General features: G+C 56.9%; 20 protein-coding genes, 1 tRNA gene and 1 pseudogene. 18 read left to right on the top strand and 4 right to left on the bottom strand.

From position 1 onward, the window contains the following. Positions 1-173: 173 nt before the first annotated feature. From PG5_RS20065 to PG5_RS20045, 6 genes are all read left to right on the top strand, one after another. The gene (locus tag PG5_RS20065; RefSeq protein WP_020798945.1) at positions 174-1,025 is read left to right on the top strand and encodes a LexA family transcriptional regulator; all 852 of its coding nucleotides are present in this window, start codon (positions 174-176) and stop codon (positions 1,023-1,025) included. Positions 1,026-1,179: 154 nt separating this feature from the next. Beyond that, entirely contained in the window at positions 1,180-1,431 is a 252-nt protein-coding gene (locus PG5_RS20060; protein WP_020798944.1) for a DUF1654 domain-containing protein, read from the top strand. A gap of 390 nt (positions 1,432-1,821) precedes the next feature. After that, positions 1,822-2,205, top strand: a complete 384-nt coding sequence (locus PG5_RS20055; protein ID WP_020798943.1) for a response regulator transcription factor — start codon at positions 1,822-1,824, stop codon at positions 2,203-2,205. 14 nt (positions 2,206-2,219) lie between these two features. Next, positions 2,220-2,381 carry a hypothetical protein gene (locus tag PG5_RS34250; protein ID WP_020798942.1) on the top strand — a complete coding sequence of 54 codons (162 nt, stop codon included), beginning with the start codon at positions 2,220-2,222 and terminating at the stop codon, positions 2,379-2,381. Between the two features lie 106 nt (positions 2,382-2,487). Continuing rightward, a complete protein-coding gene (locus tag PG5_RS20050) occupies positions 2,488-3,162 on the top strand; it encodes a polysaccharide lyase family 7 protein (protein WP_020798941.1) in 675 nt (224 codons plus the stop codon). Between the two features lie 679 nt (positions 3,163-3,841). Next, entirely contained in the window at positions 3,842-4,171 is a 330-nt protein-coding gene (locus PG5_RS20045) for a hypothetical protein (protein ID WP_020798940.1), read from the top strand. 226 nt (positions 4,172-4,397) lie between these two features. On the opposite strand, the gene PG5_RS33705 is transcribed toward PG5_RS20045, so the two are convergent. Continuing rightward, positions 4,398-5,006, bottom strand: coding sequence for an SEC-C domain-containing protein (locus PG5_RS33705; RefSeq protein WP_081648171.1), 609 nt, complete (start codon positions 5,004-5,006; stop codon positions 4,398-4,400). A gap of 385 nt (positions 5,007-5,391) precedes the next feature. Beyond that, positions 5,392-5,637 (bottom strand): hypothetical protein, encoded by a 246-nt coding sequence (locus tag PG5_RS20035; protein ID WP_042955540.1) that lies wholly within the window; start codon positions 5,635-5,637, stop codon positions 5,392-5,394. Between the two features lie 97 nt (positions 5,638-5,734). Between PG5_RS20035 and PG5_RS20030 the strand changes: the two genes are divergently transcribed. From PG5_RS20030 to PG5_RS20020, 3 genes are read left to right on the top strand one after another with little or no spacing between them, the layout of a single operon-like run. Continuing rightward, positions 5,735-6,166, top strand: a complete 432-nt coding sequence (locus PG5_RS20030) for a hypothetical protein (protein WP_020798937.1) — start codon at positions 5,735-5,737, stop codon at positions 6,164-6,166. Continuing rightward, positions 6,163-6,342: a hypothetical protein gene (locus PG5_RS20025; RefSeq protein ID WP_020798936.1), complete on the top strand. Its 180-nt coding sequence runs from the start codon at positions 6,163-6,165 to the stop codon at positions 6,340-6,342. The genes PG5_RS20030 and PG5_RS20025 overlap by 4 nt, the downstream gene beginning before the upstream one ends. A 47-nt stretch (positions 6,343-6,389) precedes the next feature. Beyond that, positions 6,390-6,716 carry a hypothetical protein gene (locus PG5_RS20020; protein ID WP_020798935.1) on the top strand — a complete coding sequence of 109 codons (327 nt, stop codon included), beginning with the start codon at positions 6,390-6,392 and terminating at the stop codon, positions 6,714-6,716. A 118-nt stretch (positions 6,717-6,834) separates the two neighbouring features. On the opposite strand, the pseudogene PG5_RS34980 reads toward PG5_RS20020, so the two are convergent. Next, positions 6,835-7,165 (bottom strand): annotated as a pseudogene (locus tag PG5_RS34980) (hypothetical protein). Positions 7,166-7,341: 176 nt separating this feature from the next. On the opposite strand from PG5_RS34980, the gene PG5_RS20015 reads away from it, so the two are divergent. Both PG5_RS20015 and PG5_RS20010 read left to right on the top strand, forming a co-directional pair. Next, positions 7,342-7,584 carry a DUF4224 domain-containing protein gene (locus tag PG5_RS20015; RefSeq protein ID WP_020798934.1) on the top strand — a complete coding sequence of 81 codons (243 nt, stop codon included), beginning with the start codon at positions 7,342-7,344 and terminating at the stop codon, positions 7,582-7,584. A 1-nt stretch (position 7,585) separates the two neighbouring features. Beyond that, the gene (locus PG5_RS20010; protein WP_042955539.1) at positions 7,586-8,635 is read left to right on the top strand and encodes a tyrosine-type recombinase/integrase; all 1,050 of its coding nucleotides are present in this window, start codon (positions 7,586-7,588) and stop codon (positions 8,633-8,635) included. 100 nt (positions 8,636-8,735) lie between these two features. Here PG5_RS20010 and PG5_RS20005 read toward each other — a convergent pair. Continuing rightward, positions 8,736-8,809 (bottom strand) — tRNA-Cys (locus tag PG5_RS20005). Between the two features lie 534 nt (positions 8,810-9,343). Here PG5_RS20005 and PG5_RS20000 point away from each other — a divergent pair. From PG5_RS20000 to PG5_RS19975, 7 genes are all read left to right on the top strand, one after another. Then, entirely contained in the window at positions 9,344-10,279 is a 936-nt protein-coding gene (locus tag PG5_RS20000) for a LysR family transcriptional regulator (RefSeq protein WP_371106613.1), read from the top strand. Between the two features lie 484 nt (positions 10,280-10,763). Continuing rightward, on the top strand, positions 10,764-10,973 hold the full coding sequence (locus PG5_RS19995) for an AlpA family transcriptional regulator (RefSeq protein ID WP_020798931.1): 210 nt from the start codon (positions 10,764-10,766) through the stop codon (positions 10,971-10,973). 30 nt (positions 10,974-11,003) lie between these two features. Beyond that, on the top strand, positions 11,004-11,867 hold the full coding sequence (locus tag PG5_RS19990) for a ParA family protein (RefSeq protein WP_020798930.1): 864 nt from the start codon (positions 11,004-11,006) through the stop codon (positions 11,865-11,867). Next, positions 11,851-12,066 (top strand): hypothetical protein, encoded by a 216-nt coding sequence (locus PG5_RS34975; protein WP_077748606.1) that lies wholly within the window; start codon positions 11,851-11,853, stop codon positions 12,064-12,066. The genes PG5_RS19990 and PG5_RS34975 overlap by 17 nt, the downstream gene beginning before the upstream one ends. Before the next feature lie 13 nt (positions 12,067-12,079). Then, a complete protein-coding gene (locus PG5_RS19985) occupies positions 12,080-13,747 on the top strand; it encodes a ParB family protein (RefSeq protein ID WP_020798929.1) in 1,668 nt (555 codons plus the stop codon). A 20-nt stretch (positions 13,748-13,767) separates the two neighbouring features. After that, positions 13,768-14,328: a DUF2857 domain-containing protein gene (locus PG5_RS19980; RefSeq protein WP_020798928.1), complete on the top strand. Its 561-nt coding sequence runs from the start codon at positions 13,768-13,770 to the stop codon at positions 14,326-14,328. A gap of 3 nt (positions 14,329-14,331) precedes the next feature. Then, entirely contained in the window at positions 14,332-15,489 is a 1,158-nt protein-coding gene (locus PG5_RS19975) for an STY4528 family pathogenicity island replication protein (RefSeq protein ID WP_020798927.1), read from the top strand. Positions 15,490-15,508 lie beyond the last annotated feature (19 nt).

Genomic DNA, 15,508 nt, shown 5'->3' with positions numbered 1-15,508 from the left:
TTTCGAGGCAGTGATATTGGCTCGCCCCTAGGCAGATAATTGCTTCCACCGAGGTGACAACCCTCGAATCAATTCGCCATCTCGGACCATGGAAAAGCTGGGCAAAGGTCTTCTTTTTTGAAGGATCCGCCGGTCAATGCTTCCGCCCGCTTTGCAATAACAGGAGACATTCCGTGCTTACTCCGGACCCAGCCAGAAACAGTGCTTTGATCGACCTTGAGTCGCTCGGCTGTGGCCTCTTGCGTTCCGAAGAAGGCAACAAGGTCTTTAAAGATGGTGTTCATTCCGCCCCTCATTATGTGAATACCCATATCGTAGATCATAGGCATGCCACTTTGCAACGATATGGGTTCGCCAGTAATAATCGGGGCATGGAATATAAAGAACGAATCAAGGCTGCTCGACGGCATGCCGGCTTAACCCAGGCCCAGCTAGCGAAGCTTGTGGGCATCGATCAGGCTTCTATTTCAGATCTTGAAAGAGGCAGATCCCAGCGATCCTCCTATAACGCCTCCATTGCTAAGGCGTGCGGTGTTTCGGCTATATGGATTGAAAGCGGGTCCGGTCAGATGGTCTCAGACCACCCTGAAGACGCCAACGTAAAGGACGTCGTTCAGCCACAGATGCTTTACCGGTATCCGGTGATTAGTTGGGTGTCTGCGGGATCTTGGGAGGAAGCAGTTCAGCCTTACCCAGACGGCTTCTCCGACAGATATGAAGTCTCCGACTACGACTCGAAGGGACCTGCATTCTGGCTTGAGGTTAAAGGGGACTCAATGACAGCCCCCGCAGGTGTTAGCGTGCCTGAAGGGATGATGATCCTTGTAGACACCGAAGCGGACGTCAAACCTGGAAAGCTTGTTATCGCCAAACTGCCTGCGAGCAACGAGGCGACCTTCAAGAAGCTGGTGGAGGACGGTGGAATTCGTTACCTGAAGCCATTGAACCCAGCTTACAAAATGGTCGAGTGCGATAAAGACTGCCGGATCATTGGTGTTGCGGTGCGCATGACAGGCAAGCTCTAAGAATTCGATTAGATTTTCAGATTCAAGACCCGCCCGCCCTCAGCGGGCTTTTTTGTGTCCGCCACCTTAAAGAGTACAAATGTACTCTACCCGTATTGCCGTTTGCCTTCGAATCAAATACTGTTTATTCATACAGTAGACCCAAGGAAGAGAAATGAGCACCGGCAATACAAGCATTACTTTCACCTCAAGCTCCTATGAACAAGTCGGTCGCCGAATTCAACGTATGGTGTCCGACCCGGGTGTACAAAAGGTGCAGGCAATTAAGATCACCAGGCGGGAAGACGAGCTTCCTGATGCTTGGGAGCGAGTGCTTCAGGAGCTTGATGATACGGACGGAATTACTGTCGACCGGCTGGAGGGTGACAGCGTAAGGATCGGCTGGCAGAAATACGTCGATCTGTAAAAAAAGCCCGCGCAATGCGGGCTTTTTATCGCTCGTCATAAATTTTATGGGCTTACCCATTGACACAAAATATGTGTGCACCTATATTTTGCCCATGCCGACACATAATCGGCTCAGCAGCGAAAGCCGCGTCACTCTTTAACAACCAGCGCACCAAACAACAGACCGCATTGCCTCTGTCGGCGACCGGCGAGCAGACAGACCCGAAAGCCTGCCAACGACAGGAACAACCTGGACGGCTGCTCGATGGTGAAACGCCAAAACCGTGTGAATGACCCGACAAGCAACGCGCTCCGCCTCTCCGGCGGCAATAGGACGGACAATTTCACTGATGCACCTGGTGGACCGGGTGGACCGGGTGCATTGGGAAAACAACCGGGAGTCAACGCGATGGAAACAGAAATCGTAAATGGCACATGGAAGGGTCACCTCGGACGTGGCCTGGCACCACGAGAACTTCAGTTCCTCTTATGGGTAGCCCTTGGGCTGACCGCGAAGGAAATCGCTCGGGAAGTCGGCATTTCGCCGGCTGCCGTGGCGAAACGCCTCACCAATGCAATGTTCAAGCTCGGAGTCACCCGCCGTGCCGCTCTGGTGGCCGAAGCGATGCGCCGCCAAATTATTTCTCCGATGTGCTTTGTTCTAGCAGCGCTGATCGCCATGCACGCAATTCTCGATGGCGACTCTATGCGCCGTGATCGCCGCGCCCCTGAGCGCCGTATCGCCCAGGTTCGGTCGGTAAAGCGCGCTGAAGCCTACGACCACCACGCATGACCTTGGAGAACTCAATGACGCACACATTTCCTGTCGATCTGCTTGACGCCTGTGCCACCAACTACGAACGCAACGCGATCATTCAGGAGAAGGAAGGCCGGTACGAAGACACGGCCAAGAGCCGGACTATCGCCTCTAACTACCGGAAGGCTATCGAAGCGCTGCAGGCTGACTGAGCATCACTTCTGCACCTTGGAGCCAGGGTGCAGCGGGATGTAGGTCTACATCAAGCGAAGGGCTCAACAGAGCACAGGTGACATCAAATGAAATAAGGAGTCGACAATGACTGTGGATATCAGCAATTTCATCATCGCCACCCCGCTTCCAATTTCCGACACGAACCCTATCTCCCTTGACTTGATCGGCTGGCGAGCGTTGATCGAATGCCCAAGCGTCATTTCGATGCTTCCCGACGGATCGCTGCAGATGACGGCGCCCACCCTTGGCGCCTCCAGTAAAAGCGTCCATCGAACTCGTTGTGAATGGAAAGAGCCTGGCTACTGGCTGTTTTCTAGCGCCGCAGACCATTGGTGCCGTCAAGAAATGCGGCTGACGAAGGTCAATTCGTTGCAGAAGGTCGTGATCGGCCAAATTCATGTGCAGGGTTCTGAACGCCCACCGGTAAAGGTGTTTTGGAACAAAGGCAAAATCACCATGGGGTTCCGGTCGAGCTACCTGCAAGACGATCCCGTGAATTCGACGGTGCTTGAAGACGTACCGCTCGGTGCGCTTTTCAAAATCAACATACACGCCAACTCCAGCGGTGCTGTTTCCGTATCGGCGAGCTATAACGGCGTCAAATCAACTTCCGCAATCATGCGCCTCGACAACACCTGGGACACGAAAACTCTCGCCTTCCACGGCGGCGTGTACAACCAGATCGATTACTCCGACACCACCGATCCCGAGGACGCTTCGATCTGCGTAATCAGCGATCTGTCCATCACTCATAGCTAAGGACAACCAGCGCCACGTCAGCCTGACGATAACTGCCCGAGCACCTGGTACTTCCCCAGCTCCAGGCCGCATCGGAGAGTGATCGAAGCGTGCCCAAGCGGGCTGCAGCGCTAGGCTCGCAAAGCCCCTAATCTCCTGAGCCGGATCTGCCGGCCAATACCCGAAACGCGGCGGGAAACAAGCAGGGGTAGCGTCCTGGTGTTTCGATCACTCTCCGATGCGGACGATTCTGCACCGCGCAAAGCGGCCCCCTGCATCCGGCGGGACCGGAAACAAATTGCACCTAACCGGAATGGTTTTTCCATCTCAAGCACGGAGGGTTTGCACCAATGCAGCATTAACCGCTTCACCTGCGTGGCGCAGTAAGCCTGAAGGCTGCGCCCTTCACCCTGGCAGGCAGCGGACATCTGGGCCGACGGTGTCACCGCGCACCAACCGAGCAACCGGTAGGCCACCCCAAGCTCCAGGTCACCGCTGATGATTTAAACCCAGGCTGCCGCCAGTAGCGGGCCTGGGAGGCGCTCACGTAGGGAGGTCTTCGTGACGCTAACAAAAGCCCGGTTTCGATCGGGCTTTTTTACGCCTGCCTTTATCCGCCAGCACTCTCCCCTGCGCCCAACGGCAACCAGCAAGAGGCCCGAGTGCTGACGAATACACGCACCCCCACCGAGGAATCGCCATGCATCCATCATTTCAACAGCGAGTCGACAGGGTTGCCGCCCCGCGTGCTCGTGCAAGCATCGCCACCGCCGCGTTCTACGCCATGATCGGCCAGGAGATGCCCGTGCAAAAGATTCGCTACCAGGTCGTCACCAAGGGCAAGGCGTACCACATCATCGAGTTGGCCACCCGCAAGGTAAAGGGCTTCCGCTGGACTTGGAAAGAAGCCGTGAACTTCGCCCGGCATCTGGAAGCGCGCGCCGACGGCTTCAAACTTTCACTGTCAGGGGTGGCAAATGATCGGCAAACCTCTTCCAGATTCCCGCGACGCTGCACTGGCCGATATTGAACGCAAGATTGCCGAGTTCTGCGGTTCCGACGGTAAGCCTACAGAGGCACAAGGCTTTGAAACCAAGCGGCCTCAACCAAGTCCGGCGCGGCAGAGCCAGACATTAGCCTGTTCTAAGTAACCTATTATTTTTAAAAGAGCGAAGTCCCTGAATAAAACTGCTTCAGGCGTTATCAAGGTACTGAAAGCCTGGAGCAGTTCTGTTACCTAAAACCTAAATGCTGGTTTAAGAAAAACAAAACGTAATGATTGACATGGCGATCTGAGCCCAGCAAGCCATATCGAAACCATTCTTTTCCAAAGTATTTTTGAGTGAGGATTTTTCGAGTGTGACCGGATTTTTGGTTGTTTGAAGTTCGCGAACCGCCTCCTCTACATCTTTAACAGGAACGTACTCAGGAATCCCCCACTCCCTAGCAAGTGCAACGAAGTCAATTTGGTCTCCCGCGATGATCACAGTCTTTTTAAAAGAGCTTCTGTCATTATCGAGGTCAATTCCAACGCCGTCGGTAACGATCCTAGTATCATCAAAACTTGAAGAACTATTTTTGCTTTTAATTCCAGTAGCCACTCTCTCAACACTCCCATGACAGCGTTTAAATTTTTTTCCAGAACCGCAATTGCAAGGTTTATTTCTACCAAGATTGAAAGGCAATGGACTTTTTGATGTAGATATTATTGTGGAGTTACCAAAGCTATTACCATAGCTATTTTTCACCTCAACACTGCCGAACATTACACAGTTATTAAAGCTGTAGCCTCCACCACCTTCAATATCTATAGCAGTACCACCAAAGCCAGATATTTCAGAGTTTTTAATAATAGCTCCTGCCATACTTTTCGATCCTCGGCTAGCATTAATTACCTAACTAGCAGTGATGTCGTTTTCTAAACGACTCCTTGCTAGTTAGCATTCTTAACTCATTCGAAACCAAATTGCCACCATGGCGCATCCGATCACGGAGGGCGGCACCTGCATCGGAGATCACCATGGACAACAACCCCACAGAAGCACAGATCGGGCTGCTATGGCACACCCTAGGCCTACGGCCAGAATGTCGCGACAGTCACCACGTTTACCGAAACCGTTTTCTCGCCGGGCCTGGGCACTATGACATGCCGGACTGGTTGCTCTGGGCCTGAAGCCGAAGCCTTGGTCGCAGCCAACGCCGCCGACATCATTGAGCTTTATCAACGCCTTGCAGCCTGAAACTTTTCACTTATGGCTTGGCAGCACCACCTTGAAACAGTTTTGTAAAAGCGAAATAGCCGATCGCAATTTCAGCGACTGCCATCACACCGAACTTTGCTCCAAATATGAACGAAGAGGCGATGAAACCTATCGCCACGATGGCTATAAAGCCTTGGATGATTTGTAGCGTTTTTTCTTCAAGTGAAAATTTGCCACTCAGAAACCAACCTGCGGCAAGACCGATAACAACTCCAACGATAATTCGCGCGAACATCATTCAACTCCCTTTGCTAAAGGCGGGGAGCTTACTCCAGAAATGAATCCAATAACGAGCCCTCCACGCCCGGGCATCACCCGGCATAGGACGCCCCATGCCCAAAGAAAACAAACTCGCCCTTAAGCGCCAGCGCACCGATCAGGTCAACCAGGTAATCCGGATTATCGCCGACCACGGCCGCCGGTTCTTCTACAGCCAGACCGTGAACCGCTACGCCTACATGGAAGTCGATAACCGCGGCAAGGTTTGGTTCATCGACGACTACAGCGGCAAGCGTGTCTTCACCCATGAAACGGTGTGGGGCGGCCGTTGGCGCGGTTTCACCCATGGTGGCACGCTGAAGAATGTGGTCAAAGCATTCCGGGACTACATATGCACCGGCGAACCGATGCACCCTGGCTACCTCGGGCCTGAGCGGTTCAATGACAGCAACATTTGGGGCTATGACGAAGAAAGCATGCGCGCTGTGCGTGAGCAGGCGGGCATCCTTCCCGTATTCCGCCAGCCCGTAGCGGAGGCAGCATGAAGCACCTCATCCGCCGCAAGCTCGAAGCCTGGTTGATCCTGCTGGCAGCGAAGATCCTGATCGGCCGCAACGTCCAACGCTCTGCAGTCGTATCGCGCCGAGACAACAACGACATGTGGGGCATGACCGAGCACCTCGAAGCCATCGCCAAGCGCATCCGCAAGAACTACCCGTAACTCCCTCCCCCTTCAAAGTCAGCCGCTATAGCGGCAAGGACGAAGTCATGCCTGAAGAAATCAAATTGATCCAGCCAGTACCGGTCGCGCGCGATGAAATGGGTTCGTTTCAGCACCCAGATATGCCCGACTTCGACGAGGGCGACGGTGACAAGTGCAAAGCATGGATTGCCGAACAGCGCCTGAAGGTGGCGATGCTAAGCCTTGAGTATGCCGACGAAGCCGTTGCCGATCGCTACTTCGAATCCGGCGACCCTGACTATAGCTACTGGGACCCGGACAAGCCAGAGGGCGAAGGCTGGTTCTGCCTGGCAATCCACGACGCCGACGACGGGCCGGTCTGCTGGTGGGCGCGCCGCGAGATGACGCCATGATCGCCCTCACCTGGTTCGCCTACGTGTACTGCTGCAAGGTGCCCCGGGGATGAACCGAAAGGCCAGCGCCTGCTCCTCGTAAATCGAAAGGGTCGCGCTGGCCTTCGACTGCAGATTTTCAACCCGCGGTGCTTCGAGAGTCGGACCCTACGGTGTGGCTAACGCGAGCCTTCGTATTCTTTGCTGAGTTTTCAGCTGCAATTTCCCGAGCTCGACACACACCTCTCGGTAGAGCTGTAGTCATCGTATCTTGGGGCAAGTAATCGTGGGCCTTCAAATACGGGGGCCCCTTCTTTGTCGTAAACACCGATGAATAACTGCGTCCTGCCCTTCCTAGAAAGTCTGGTTTGAACATAAATGAGAGTGCCATCACTTAGCATTTCATTGTGCGATCGACTGTGCAGCTCGCAATCGGGCCAAAGCCAATACGTGGAACCTCTACGCATCATCTCAGCGGCCTCCTTTCTGTTCGAACGTCAACAAAACGAACGCATTGAAAATATTTAGTACGACCAATAAGGAGCGTCCCCCCCCCCCCCCGAAAACTGCCGTTTGTCTGGCGATTTTCGGCGAGCGACTCCCCCATATCCACCTTCTACCGCCCCACGCGGCATGGAACATCATCATGGAAACCGAAATCCTTTCTGACGACGAACTGGCAGAGCTCACTGGCTACAAAGCGAGGGCCTATCAGCGACGCTGGCTGGTTGATCGCCAGTGGGTGTTTGTTGAAAGCCGCGGCAAGCGCCCTTTGGTTGGGCGGATGTACGCCCGGATGAAGTTAGGCATGTTCTCCCCATCCCTCGCTGACACAAACCCGCCCCCGGCGCGTCCGGCCTGGACGCCAGACTTCTCCAGAGTGAAATGATATGCGGCCCCGCAAGACAGAAAATAGGGATTTGCCGCCAGGTATGGTTCGGCGTAAACGCCCCCGCAAGAACGGGACTGTTTGGGTTGGGTATTACTACCGGGATGCGAACGGCAAGGAGCTGTCGCTTGGCAGTGACTTCGACAAGGCAAGGTTGAAATGGGCTGAACTGGAAGCCAAGGCCAAGCCTGCCGACCTGAAGATCATGAAGGGGATATTTGACAGATACGCGCGCGACATTATCCCGAAGAAGGCTCCACGCACCCAGAAGGACAACAGGGCTGAGCTCAAGTATCTACGTGATGCGTTTGATGACGCGCCGATCGATGCCATCACCCCGTCCATGGTTGCGCAGTATCGGGATGCAAGGACGGCCAAGACCAGGGCGAACAGGGAAATCGCCCTTCTGTCCCATGTGTTCAACATGGCGCGGGAATGGGGGTTCACCGACCGGGAGAACCCGTGCGCAGGCGTTCGGAAAAATAAGGAAAAGGTTCGGGACTACTACGCAAACGACATGGTCTGGGCGGCAGTGTATGGACAAGCTCCGCAGGAGCTGAGGGATGCGATGGACTTGGCCTATTTGACAGGGCAGCGCCCGGCCGACGTCATCGCAATGACGAGTGGAGACATCGAGGGAGATTACTTGACTGTGCAGCAAGGAAAAACCAGCAAGCGCCTTCGAATCCAGATGCAGGCCGATGATGTGAAAAATAGCCTGGGCCTTCTCATAGAGGAAATCATGGAAAGGAACAAACAGCAGAGCTCGCAGCACTTCATCCTCAGCAAGTCGGGGATGCGCGTTTCTCAGCAGATGTTGCGTAACAGATGGGATGACGCCCGGGAAGCGGCTCGAACGCTGGCGGTCAGAGAGGGTCGGACTGATGACGCAGAGAAGATCCGCCAATTCCAGTTCAAGGATATCCGACCAAAAGCAGCCTCGGAAATCACTGACATTGCGGACGCGAGCCTCCTGCTGGGCCACTCTGAACAGGAGATCACCAAACGTGTTTATCGTCGTATCGGGGCGATCGCCCAGCCGGCAAAATGAAATAGTTTCGGAACTCCACCCCCTAAAGTTTCGGAACTCCTTCGCTTTCCTGCGCCCAATAAAAAACCCCGCAGACGTTAATCTGCGGGGCTTTCAATAGTGGAGGCCGAGGTCGGAATCGAACCGGCGTAGGCGGATTTGCAATCCGCTGCATAACCATTTTGCTACTCGGCCTCAAAACATCTGCTGTCAGTAGCGCGACATCAAATGCGTAAAACTTGGAGCGGGAAACGAGACTTTAATCCAGCCTCTAACTCTTTGATTACTATGAGTTTTCCGCAACAACTGCCTCGGCAGCGGACGCAATTATGGACTTGTTTGTACGGCCAGGCAACCCCCACGTCAATTTTTCTTCCAAGGTGCGCTGGAGATGACCACCAACATCCAAGTGCCCGCCCCCGGTGGCTTAGGCCCAAGGACGTAAGACGCCGACTGCTGCTTCAGTACTGCCTCCCCAACAGCCCTTTGCTCTCCCCCGTCACACGATCACTCCATGACCAGTAAGTCTGAGATGAGGCGTACTTCTCAATTTTTCCAGATAGCATGGCCCATGTAGAGGGGGGGAATTGACATCGGCAGTAAACTCCGATGTCTGGTTCAGTCGCTATCAGGCAAGGGCCAGAAATCACCAAGAAAATTCGATGAGCGATCTTCAAATGATGGACTCTGCAGCCCGTGCTCGAGACGAAATGACGGCGTTCTGTCCCCATGGAGCAAATTGCAACACAGCAAGGAGGCTGTTTTATGAGGATACGTCACCTACGTTACTTTCTGGTCGTCGCCGAAGAGCTGAGCTTCTCGCGGGCCGCAACCAGAGTCCACATCGAGCCTTCTCCCCTCTCCCGTGCGATTAAGGAGCTGGAGTCTGAGCTGGGGGTCCGCCTGCTCCATCGCACCCAAGGGCGCATTTGCCTGACCTGGGCTGGTGAAGTCTTCCGAGAAGAAGCACGTCGTATGCTTCTACACATGGAGGGCGCACGAACCCGCGTACATGCTGCGGTGCGCGGGTATCGTGGATGGTTGCGCATAGGTCTAACCGATAGCCTTGCCCAGCCTCGACTGACCAGATTATTGGCCCGGTGTCGCGAGGAAGAACCCCTCACCGAAGTCAGGATCGTCGAAATGACGGTCAACGAGATGGTCAAGGCCCTGAATCACGACCAGATCGATGCCGGCTTCACCGTACATACCGAACTCAGCAGCGGGATCGTCAAAGAGGCGGTATGGACAGATCGTCCTGCCATCGCCATCCCCCGGAACCATCCCCTTCTCGCGCTCGACAAGATACCGCTCCACGAAGTTGCCCGACATCCGTTGATTCTCTGCCATCCTGAACGATGCTCGGGCGGGCACGATGTCATTCGCAGTTGGTTCTGCGACCCTGCATTGCCATCATTGAATGTTGCCGAGTATGTGTCAGGCCATGAACCAATGATGATGCTTGTGGCTGCCGGCTACGGCATTGGCGTAGGGCTTGCCTCGCAGATCACCCTGTATAGGCACTCCGATGTGATCATCCGTCCCATCACTGACGATGTACCCAGTACCGCGACCTTCATAACCATGCTCGACAGACCACCATCGGACGAATTGCGTCGGTTCGTCGCTCGTGCCCAGCAAATTGGCAAAGCAACGAACAGCTGATGGACTGCTCTCAAAACGGAAAGTGTGCCCTGTCGTTGGTTGTCAGGACCCTCTTTTTTCGGCAGTTCCCCGACCAGAAATGTCTCCTGACTGCGGAGTACACGTCAGGTCACACTGCGAAACAGGCCAGATGATCGCCGTCATCGCCCCATAGCCAGATGAGAACAGCTCCCACCTCCGTATGACTTTTTTTGTCACCTGGCTGACGAAAAGATTCGAATCTACCAACTCATCAATCACGCAAAAGAGTGCTGCTCCTTTTTGATCTTGAACGCCCTCTGGACGCTGCCAATAGTGAAACGCCTACGGGTCGGCTAGACGCTGTACGCCATCGAATCAGTAGAAATCGGATAAGCCGAATCTCATGGCTCTCCGATGAATCCGGTGGTCAGCACGATCCGATTGTTTGATGCGCCAACGGAGTGACGCTCTTCTACTACGGGTCACGCCTACGAGTGCTACCAAGCGTAAAGGAGTGACCACCATGTCCACTGAGCATATTGCTACTGCGGAGCGCCGTATCCTCCGCCGCGCAGAAGTTGAAGCCAAGACTGGATTCAAGCGCGCACACATCTACAACTTGATGAAAGAAGGTAAGTTCCCCAAGGCCTTACGCTTGGGCGTTCGTGCGGTCGGCTGGGACTCTGCCGAAATCGACAACTGGATCAGCGAACGCCTCAAAGAGCGCGCTTGACACCGCTCCACTACGGAAAAGGAGCGAGCCATGCACGTGATCGCGATCATTTCGACGAAGGGCGGGGTAGGTAAAACCACCGTCGCGGCGAATCTGGGAGGCTTTATCGCTGATGCAGGTCAGCGGGTACTGCTGATCGACCTCGACGTACAACCCACATTGTCGTCCTACTACGAACTCACCCACCGCGCCACCGGCGGCATCTACGAGCTGCTGGCATTCAATGCGCAAACCCTGGCGCAACTGGTATCGCACACAACCATCCAAGGCCTGGATGTGCTGCTGTCCAACGACGAGCACCAGCAACTGGGAACACTGCTGCTGCATGCTGCGGATGGACGCTTGCGCCTGCGTAACCTGCTGCCGCTGTTCCGACCGCACTACGACCTGGTGCTGATCGATACACAGGGCGCACGCAGCGTCATGCTGGAGATGGCCATGCTCGCTGCGGACATGGCCCTCTCCCCGATCACCCCCGAGATTCTGGCTGCCCGGGAACTGCAGCGAGGCACGCTGCAGCTTATCGATGCAATCACCCCATACCGCTACTTGGGTATCCAACCTCCGCCACTGCACTTGCTGCTCAATCGCGTGCAGGCCGTCTCGTCGAACGCCAGGCTGGTTCAGCAGACGCTGCGCCTGATTTTCCGTGAGCATAACGAGGTCCAGATACTGCGCACCGAGGTGCCCGCCATCGAGGCCTTCCCGCGCGCCGCGACGGCAAGCCAACCCGTACATAGGATCGAATACCGACGCCCGACCGGGCGTCAGGCACCGGCGGCCCTGGAGACCATGCGCGCCCTTGCGAGCGAACTTTGCCCGCAATGGCAGGAGCAGTTTGTCGGAGTGACCGGCCGAGCCGGCGGGAGACGTTCACATGTCGAGCGCTCATGAACTCTGCCGCGGCCACAAGCGGCTACTACCGCTGATTGAGTTCGCCCTGAGTGAAGGCTGGGAGGTCAGCCGCACGCCAGGGGGACATATGAAGTTCGTGAAGCCTGGCCTATCGCCGATATTCACCAGCTCGACGGCGAGCGATCACCGGGCAAGCCAAAACGCCTGGGCACGGCTGCGCCGAGCCGAACGGAACTAGCCGGGAGATTGGAATGGCCAATGTCACTCCCCAAGAAATGGCCGGCAAACTGATGGCCGAGGGGTTTTCCCGTTCCGGCCCTGCCGCACAGGCGTTGAGCGATCCGCTCACCGACACCCCGATGGTGGTCACGCTCGACGAGTTGCGCCCCTATGAGCTTGATCCACGCCTGACGCGCAACCCGCTCTACGACGAAATAAAAGCCTCCATCCGGGAGCGCGGCGTCGATGCCCCGCCGCCGATCACCCGGCGTCCGGGTGCCGATCACTACATCATCCGCAACGGCGGCAATACCCGCCTCGCCATCCTGCGCGAGTTATGGTCCGAGACGAAGGCGCAACGTTTCTTCCGTATACCTTGCCTATACCGTCCGTGGCCCGAACGCGGCGAAATCATCGCACTGACCGGGCACCTTGCGGAGAACGAGTTGCACGGCGGCCTGACCTTCGTCGAGCGCGCGCTCGGCGTTGAAAAGGCCCGCGAGCTCTACGAACAAGAAAGTGACAAGCCGCTGTCGCAATCCGAACTCGCCCGCCGCCTCAGCGCTGACGGCTACCCGATCCAGCAGTCCCATATCAGCCGCATGCAAGACACCGTGCGCTACCTGCTGCCCACCATTCCCAACGTGCTGTACAACGGGCTGGGGCGGCATCAAGTCGAGCGGTTGGCGGTATTGCGCAAGGCCGCCGAACTCACCTGGGAAAAATATGCGTGCGGGAAAGCGTTGGCCATCGATTTCGAGACGCTATTCCACGACGTCCTCGCACCGTTCGATGGGCAGCCAGACACCTTTTCCGTCGGGCGGGTCCAAGACGAACTGATCGGCCAAATGTCGGAGCTGCTCGATACCGACTACAACGTGCTGGAGTTGGATGTCGACAGCACCGAGCATCGCCAGCGGGCGGTAAGCAGCCCACCGCTGCTGCCAGTCGAGGCCGCGACCGTCGTCACCACCATCAAAACCGACGGTGCGTCCACTCCCCAGCCGGCTTCGACTCGCAACCATGGCACGGCAGCAGGGGTCGTGGGGGTTGCATCCAACGACACCACCGCCCCGCCTTCACCGGGACCAGGCGCTCCGCCTGGTGAGGGTGGTACCGAAGCGTGCCTGCAGGCTCACATCGTTTCACCTGCCGACAGCACCGAGCGACTGCAGGCCATCCAGCAACTTGTCGCCGAGCACAGCGGCGAGCCCCTACCGGCCTTCGCGGACAATGTGCTGCAGGCGATTCCCGTGCAGGCCGGTGGACTTTTCCCGATCAGCGACGTCTGGTACATCGAGCCGGGATTGGATTCGCCGGATCGTCTGCGCATCCACATTGCGCAGTTCGCGCAAGAAATCGCAGAGGAAGCCGAGCTGGCCGACTGCATCGAAGCGGTCAAAGCCGGTATTGGCTTCACCTGCCTGACAACCCGGCAAGGCACTCAGCCGTTTCTGTTCGGTCACACGGTGCTCGCGTTGCTCCGTGCATTGAGTAGCCACTACGTCGCCGAGCCTTCGCGCCTCGATCAGCGCGATATCCGGCTGGATGACAGCCTGGGTGCACTGCTGCGGGGAACCGATAGAGGGGACGCCCTGCCGCGCCTGAGCGATAACGGGTTGGTCAAGCTGTTCCGTCTGGTCCGGCTGGCACGCCGGCTTTGGGATCTGGAAGCCAATCCAGATGAGACCGACCACTGAAACCGGCCGGAGGGAACCATATGTCGGCACCTCATCCCTTGAACCAAGCGGTCGTCGCCCAAGCCTTGCACGATCTGCGCAACGGCCAACTGCGCCGTTGCCTGTCCATGGGCTTCAGCGAGCGCGAACTGGATGTACTGAAGCAGCCCGCGCTGGTCAGTCTGCTGGCCAATGCCCAGGTGCCGTGGTGCTCTGTGAAGGTGAATACGGACGTCCTCTGGCGCCTGGTCGGCCAGATGAACGACATCGAGCAGGAGATCGCCACGGTCGATCGCATGCTGCGTCTCGGTGCCAGTACCGAAATGGTCAGCAAGTTTTTCGGCCTGACCCATCAGGAAGTAGCCCTGCGCCGCGACATCATAGGGCTGCCCAAACGCCGGGGGCGGCATCCGGTTCTGAATGAAGAACAGGACACGACCCTGTGGAAACGCTGGAAATCCGGCATTACCGAGCGCGGCATCGCGCTGGACGATGACAGCGCGATGCTGGCGCTGACAATGGATCTGGCCGAAGCCCTATCTTTGCCCATGTCCGTGATCTGGGCTGCGATAGGAAGCTGGATCGACCAAGGCCTGGTGTGACCCATGGTCTCGCCGGCAGGCCCCGCCTCCCTTTCAACGCTGCTCGACAACGCCCTGCAGCACCTGGCACCCGCCAAGGACACCGACCCGGCCAGCGATGGCTTCCTCTACAGCGGCAATCGCCATGAAAGCGTACCCCGCGCGCTGTTTCTTGACAGGCGTTTGACGCCGCTGGAACGCAATGCCTGGCAGATCGTCCGGCTCTTGCTCAACGCCGATGGGGTGACGGCGTTCCCCACCTACGATCAGTTGCGCCGCTATCTGGCCTCGACGCCCTGCGCCGAACAGGCTTCGCATGAAACAGTGGCACGTGCGCTGACACTCCTGCGGCTGACGCGCTGGCTCAGCCTTGTGCGCCGTCGGCGCGACCCCAAGACCGGACGCATCAAAGGCAACCTCTACGTCCTCCACGACGAACCGCTCACCCCCTTTGAGGCCATGCAGCTCGACCCTGAATACCTGGGCCTGGTGAGCCATGCGCTCACCCATGCCAGCAAGGCCATTCAGCGCGTGGGTTACTGCGCCATCCGGGAACTCAGCGAAGATCCCATGCTCAGCGGCCGCGCACTGCCGACGCGGCTGCAGGTGCTGGCCCGACGCATGGCCCAGGGTGGCGTGAACCCCCTGGAAAGTTATCCACAGGAGCAGCCCGAACACGAATCCGAAGAAGGCGGCGATGCCCTTCTTCGGAATGGCGAACGGCCCGCTTCGGATTCCGAAGCAGGTGAAAACCCCAGCAAAACCGCCCTTCTTCGGAATCCGAAGCAGGACCGTACTGAAGTACTTAGTAAATCAGTAAGTACAGTACTGCGCGCGCGCGAGCTCCAGGATCTTCGACTGCCCGAGCGTTTTTTGGCGTTGAAGGATGAACAACAGGCCGGTGCCCTGGTGGCTCTGCAGCAGGTGGACGCCGAACTGCGGCAAGCCGTGCTCGACGAATGGGCCGCGCGCTGTCGCAGTAGCGAGGTGCGCAAACCCGCCGGCTATCTGTTCGGCATCATCCAGGCCGCTATCCGCGGCGAATTCAAAGCATGGGCTGGACAGGGGCAGAGCAACGCCGTCGCCATCGAGCTGTCCCCCGCAACCAATCCCCGACCGGCGAACCCCGAGGTCGTCCAGGCACACCTCGCCCATCTGCACGCCCTGCTGAACCAGAAATGACGGCTAGGGAAACGTCCCT

This window comes from Pseudomonas sp. G5(2012) (assembly GCF_000408945.1).
Lineage (GTDB): Bacteria > Pseudomonadota > Gammaproteobacteria > Pseudomonadales > Pseudomonadaceae > Aquipseudomonas > Aquipseudomonas umsongensis.
The sequence above is the reverse complement of the archived record's forward strand: the minus strand, read 5'-3'. Positions and strand labels throughout refer to the sequence as shown.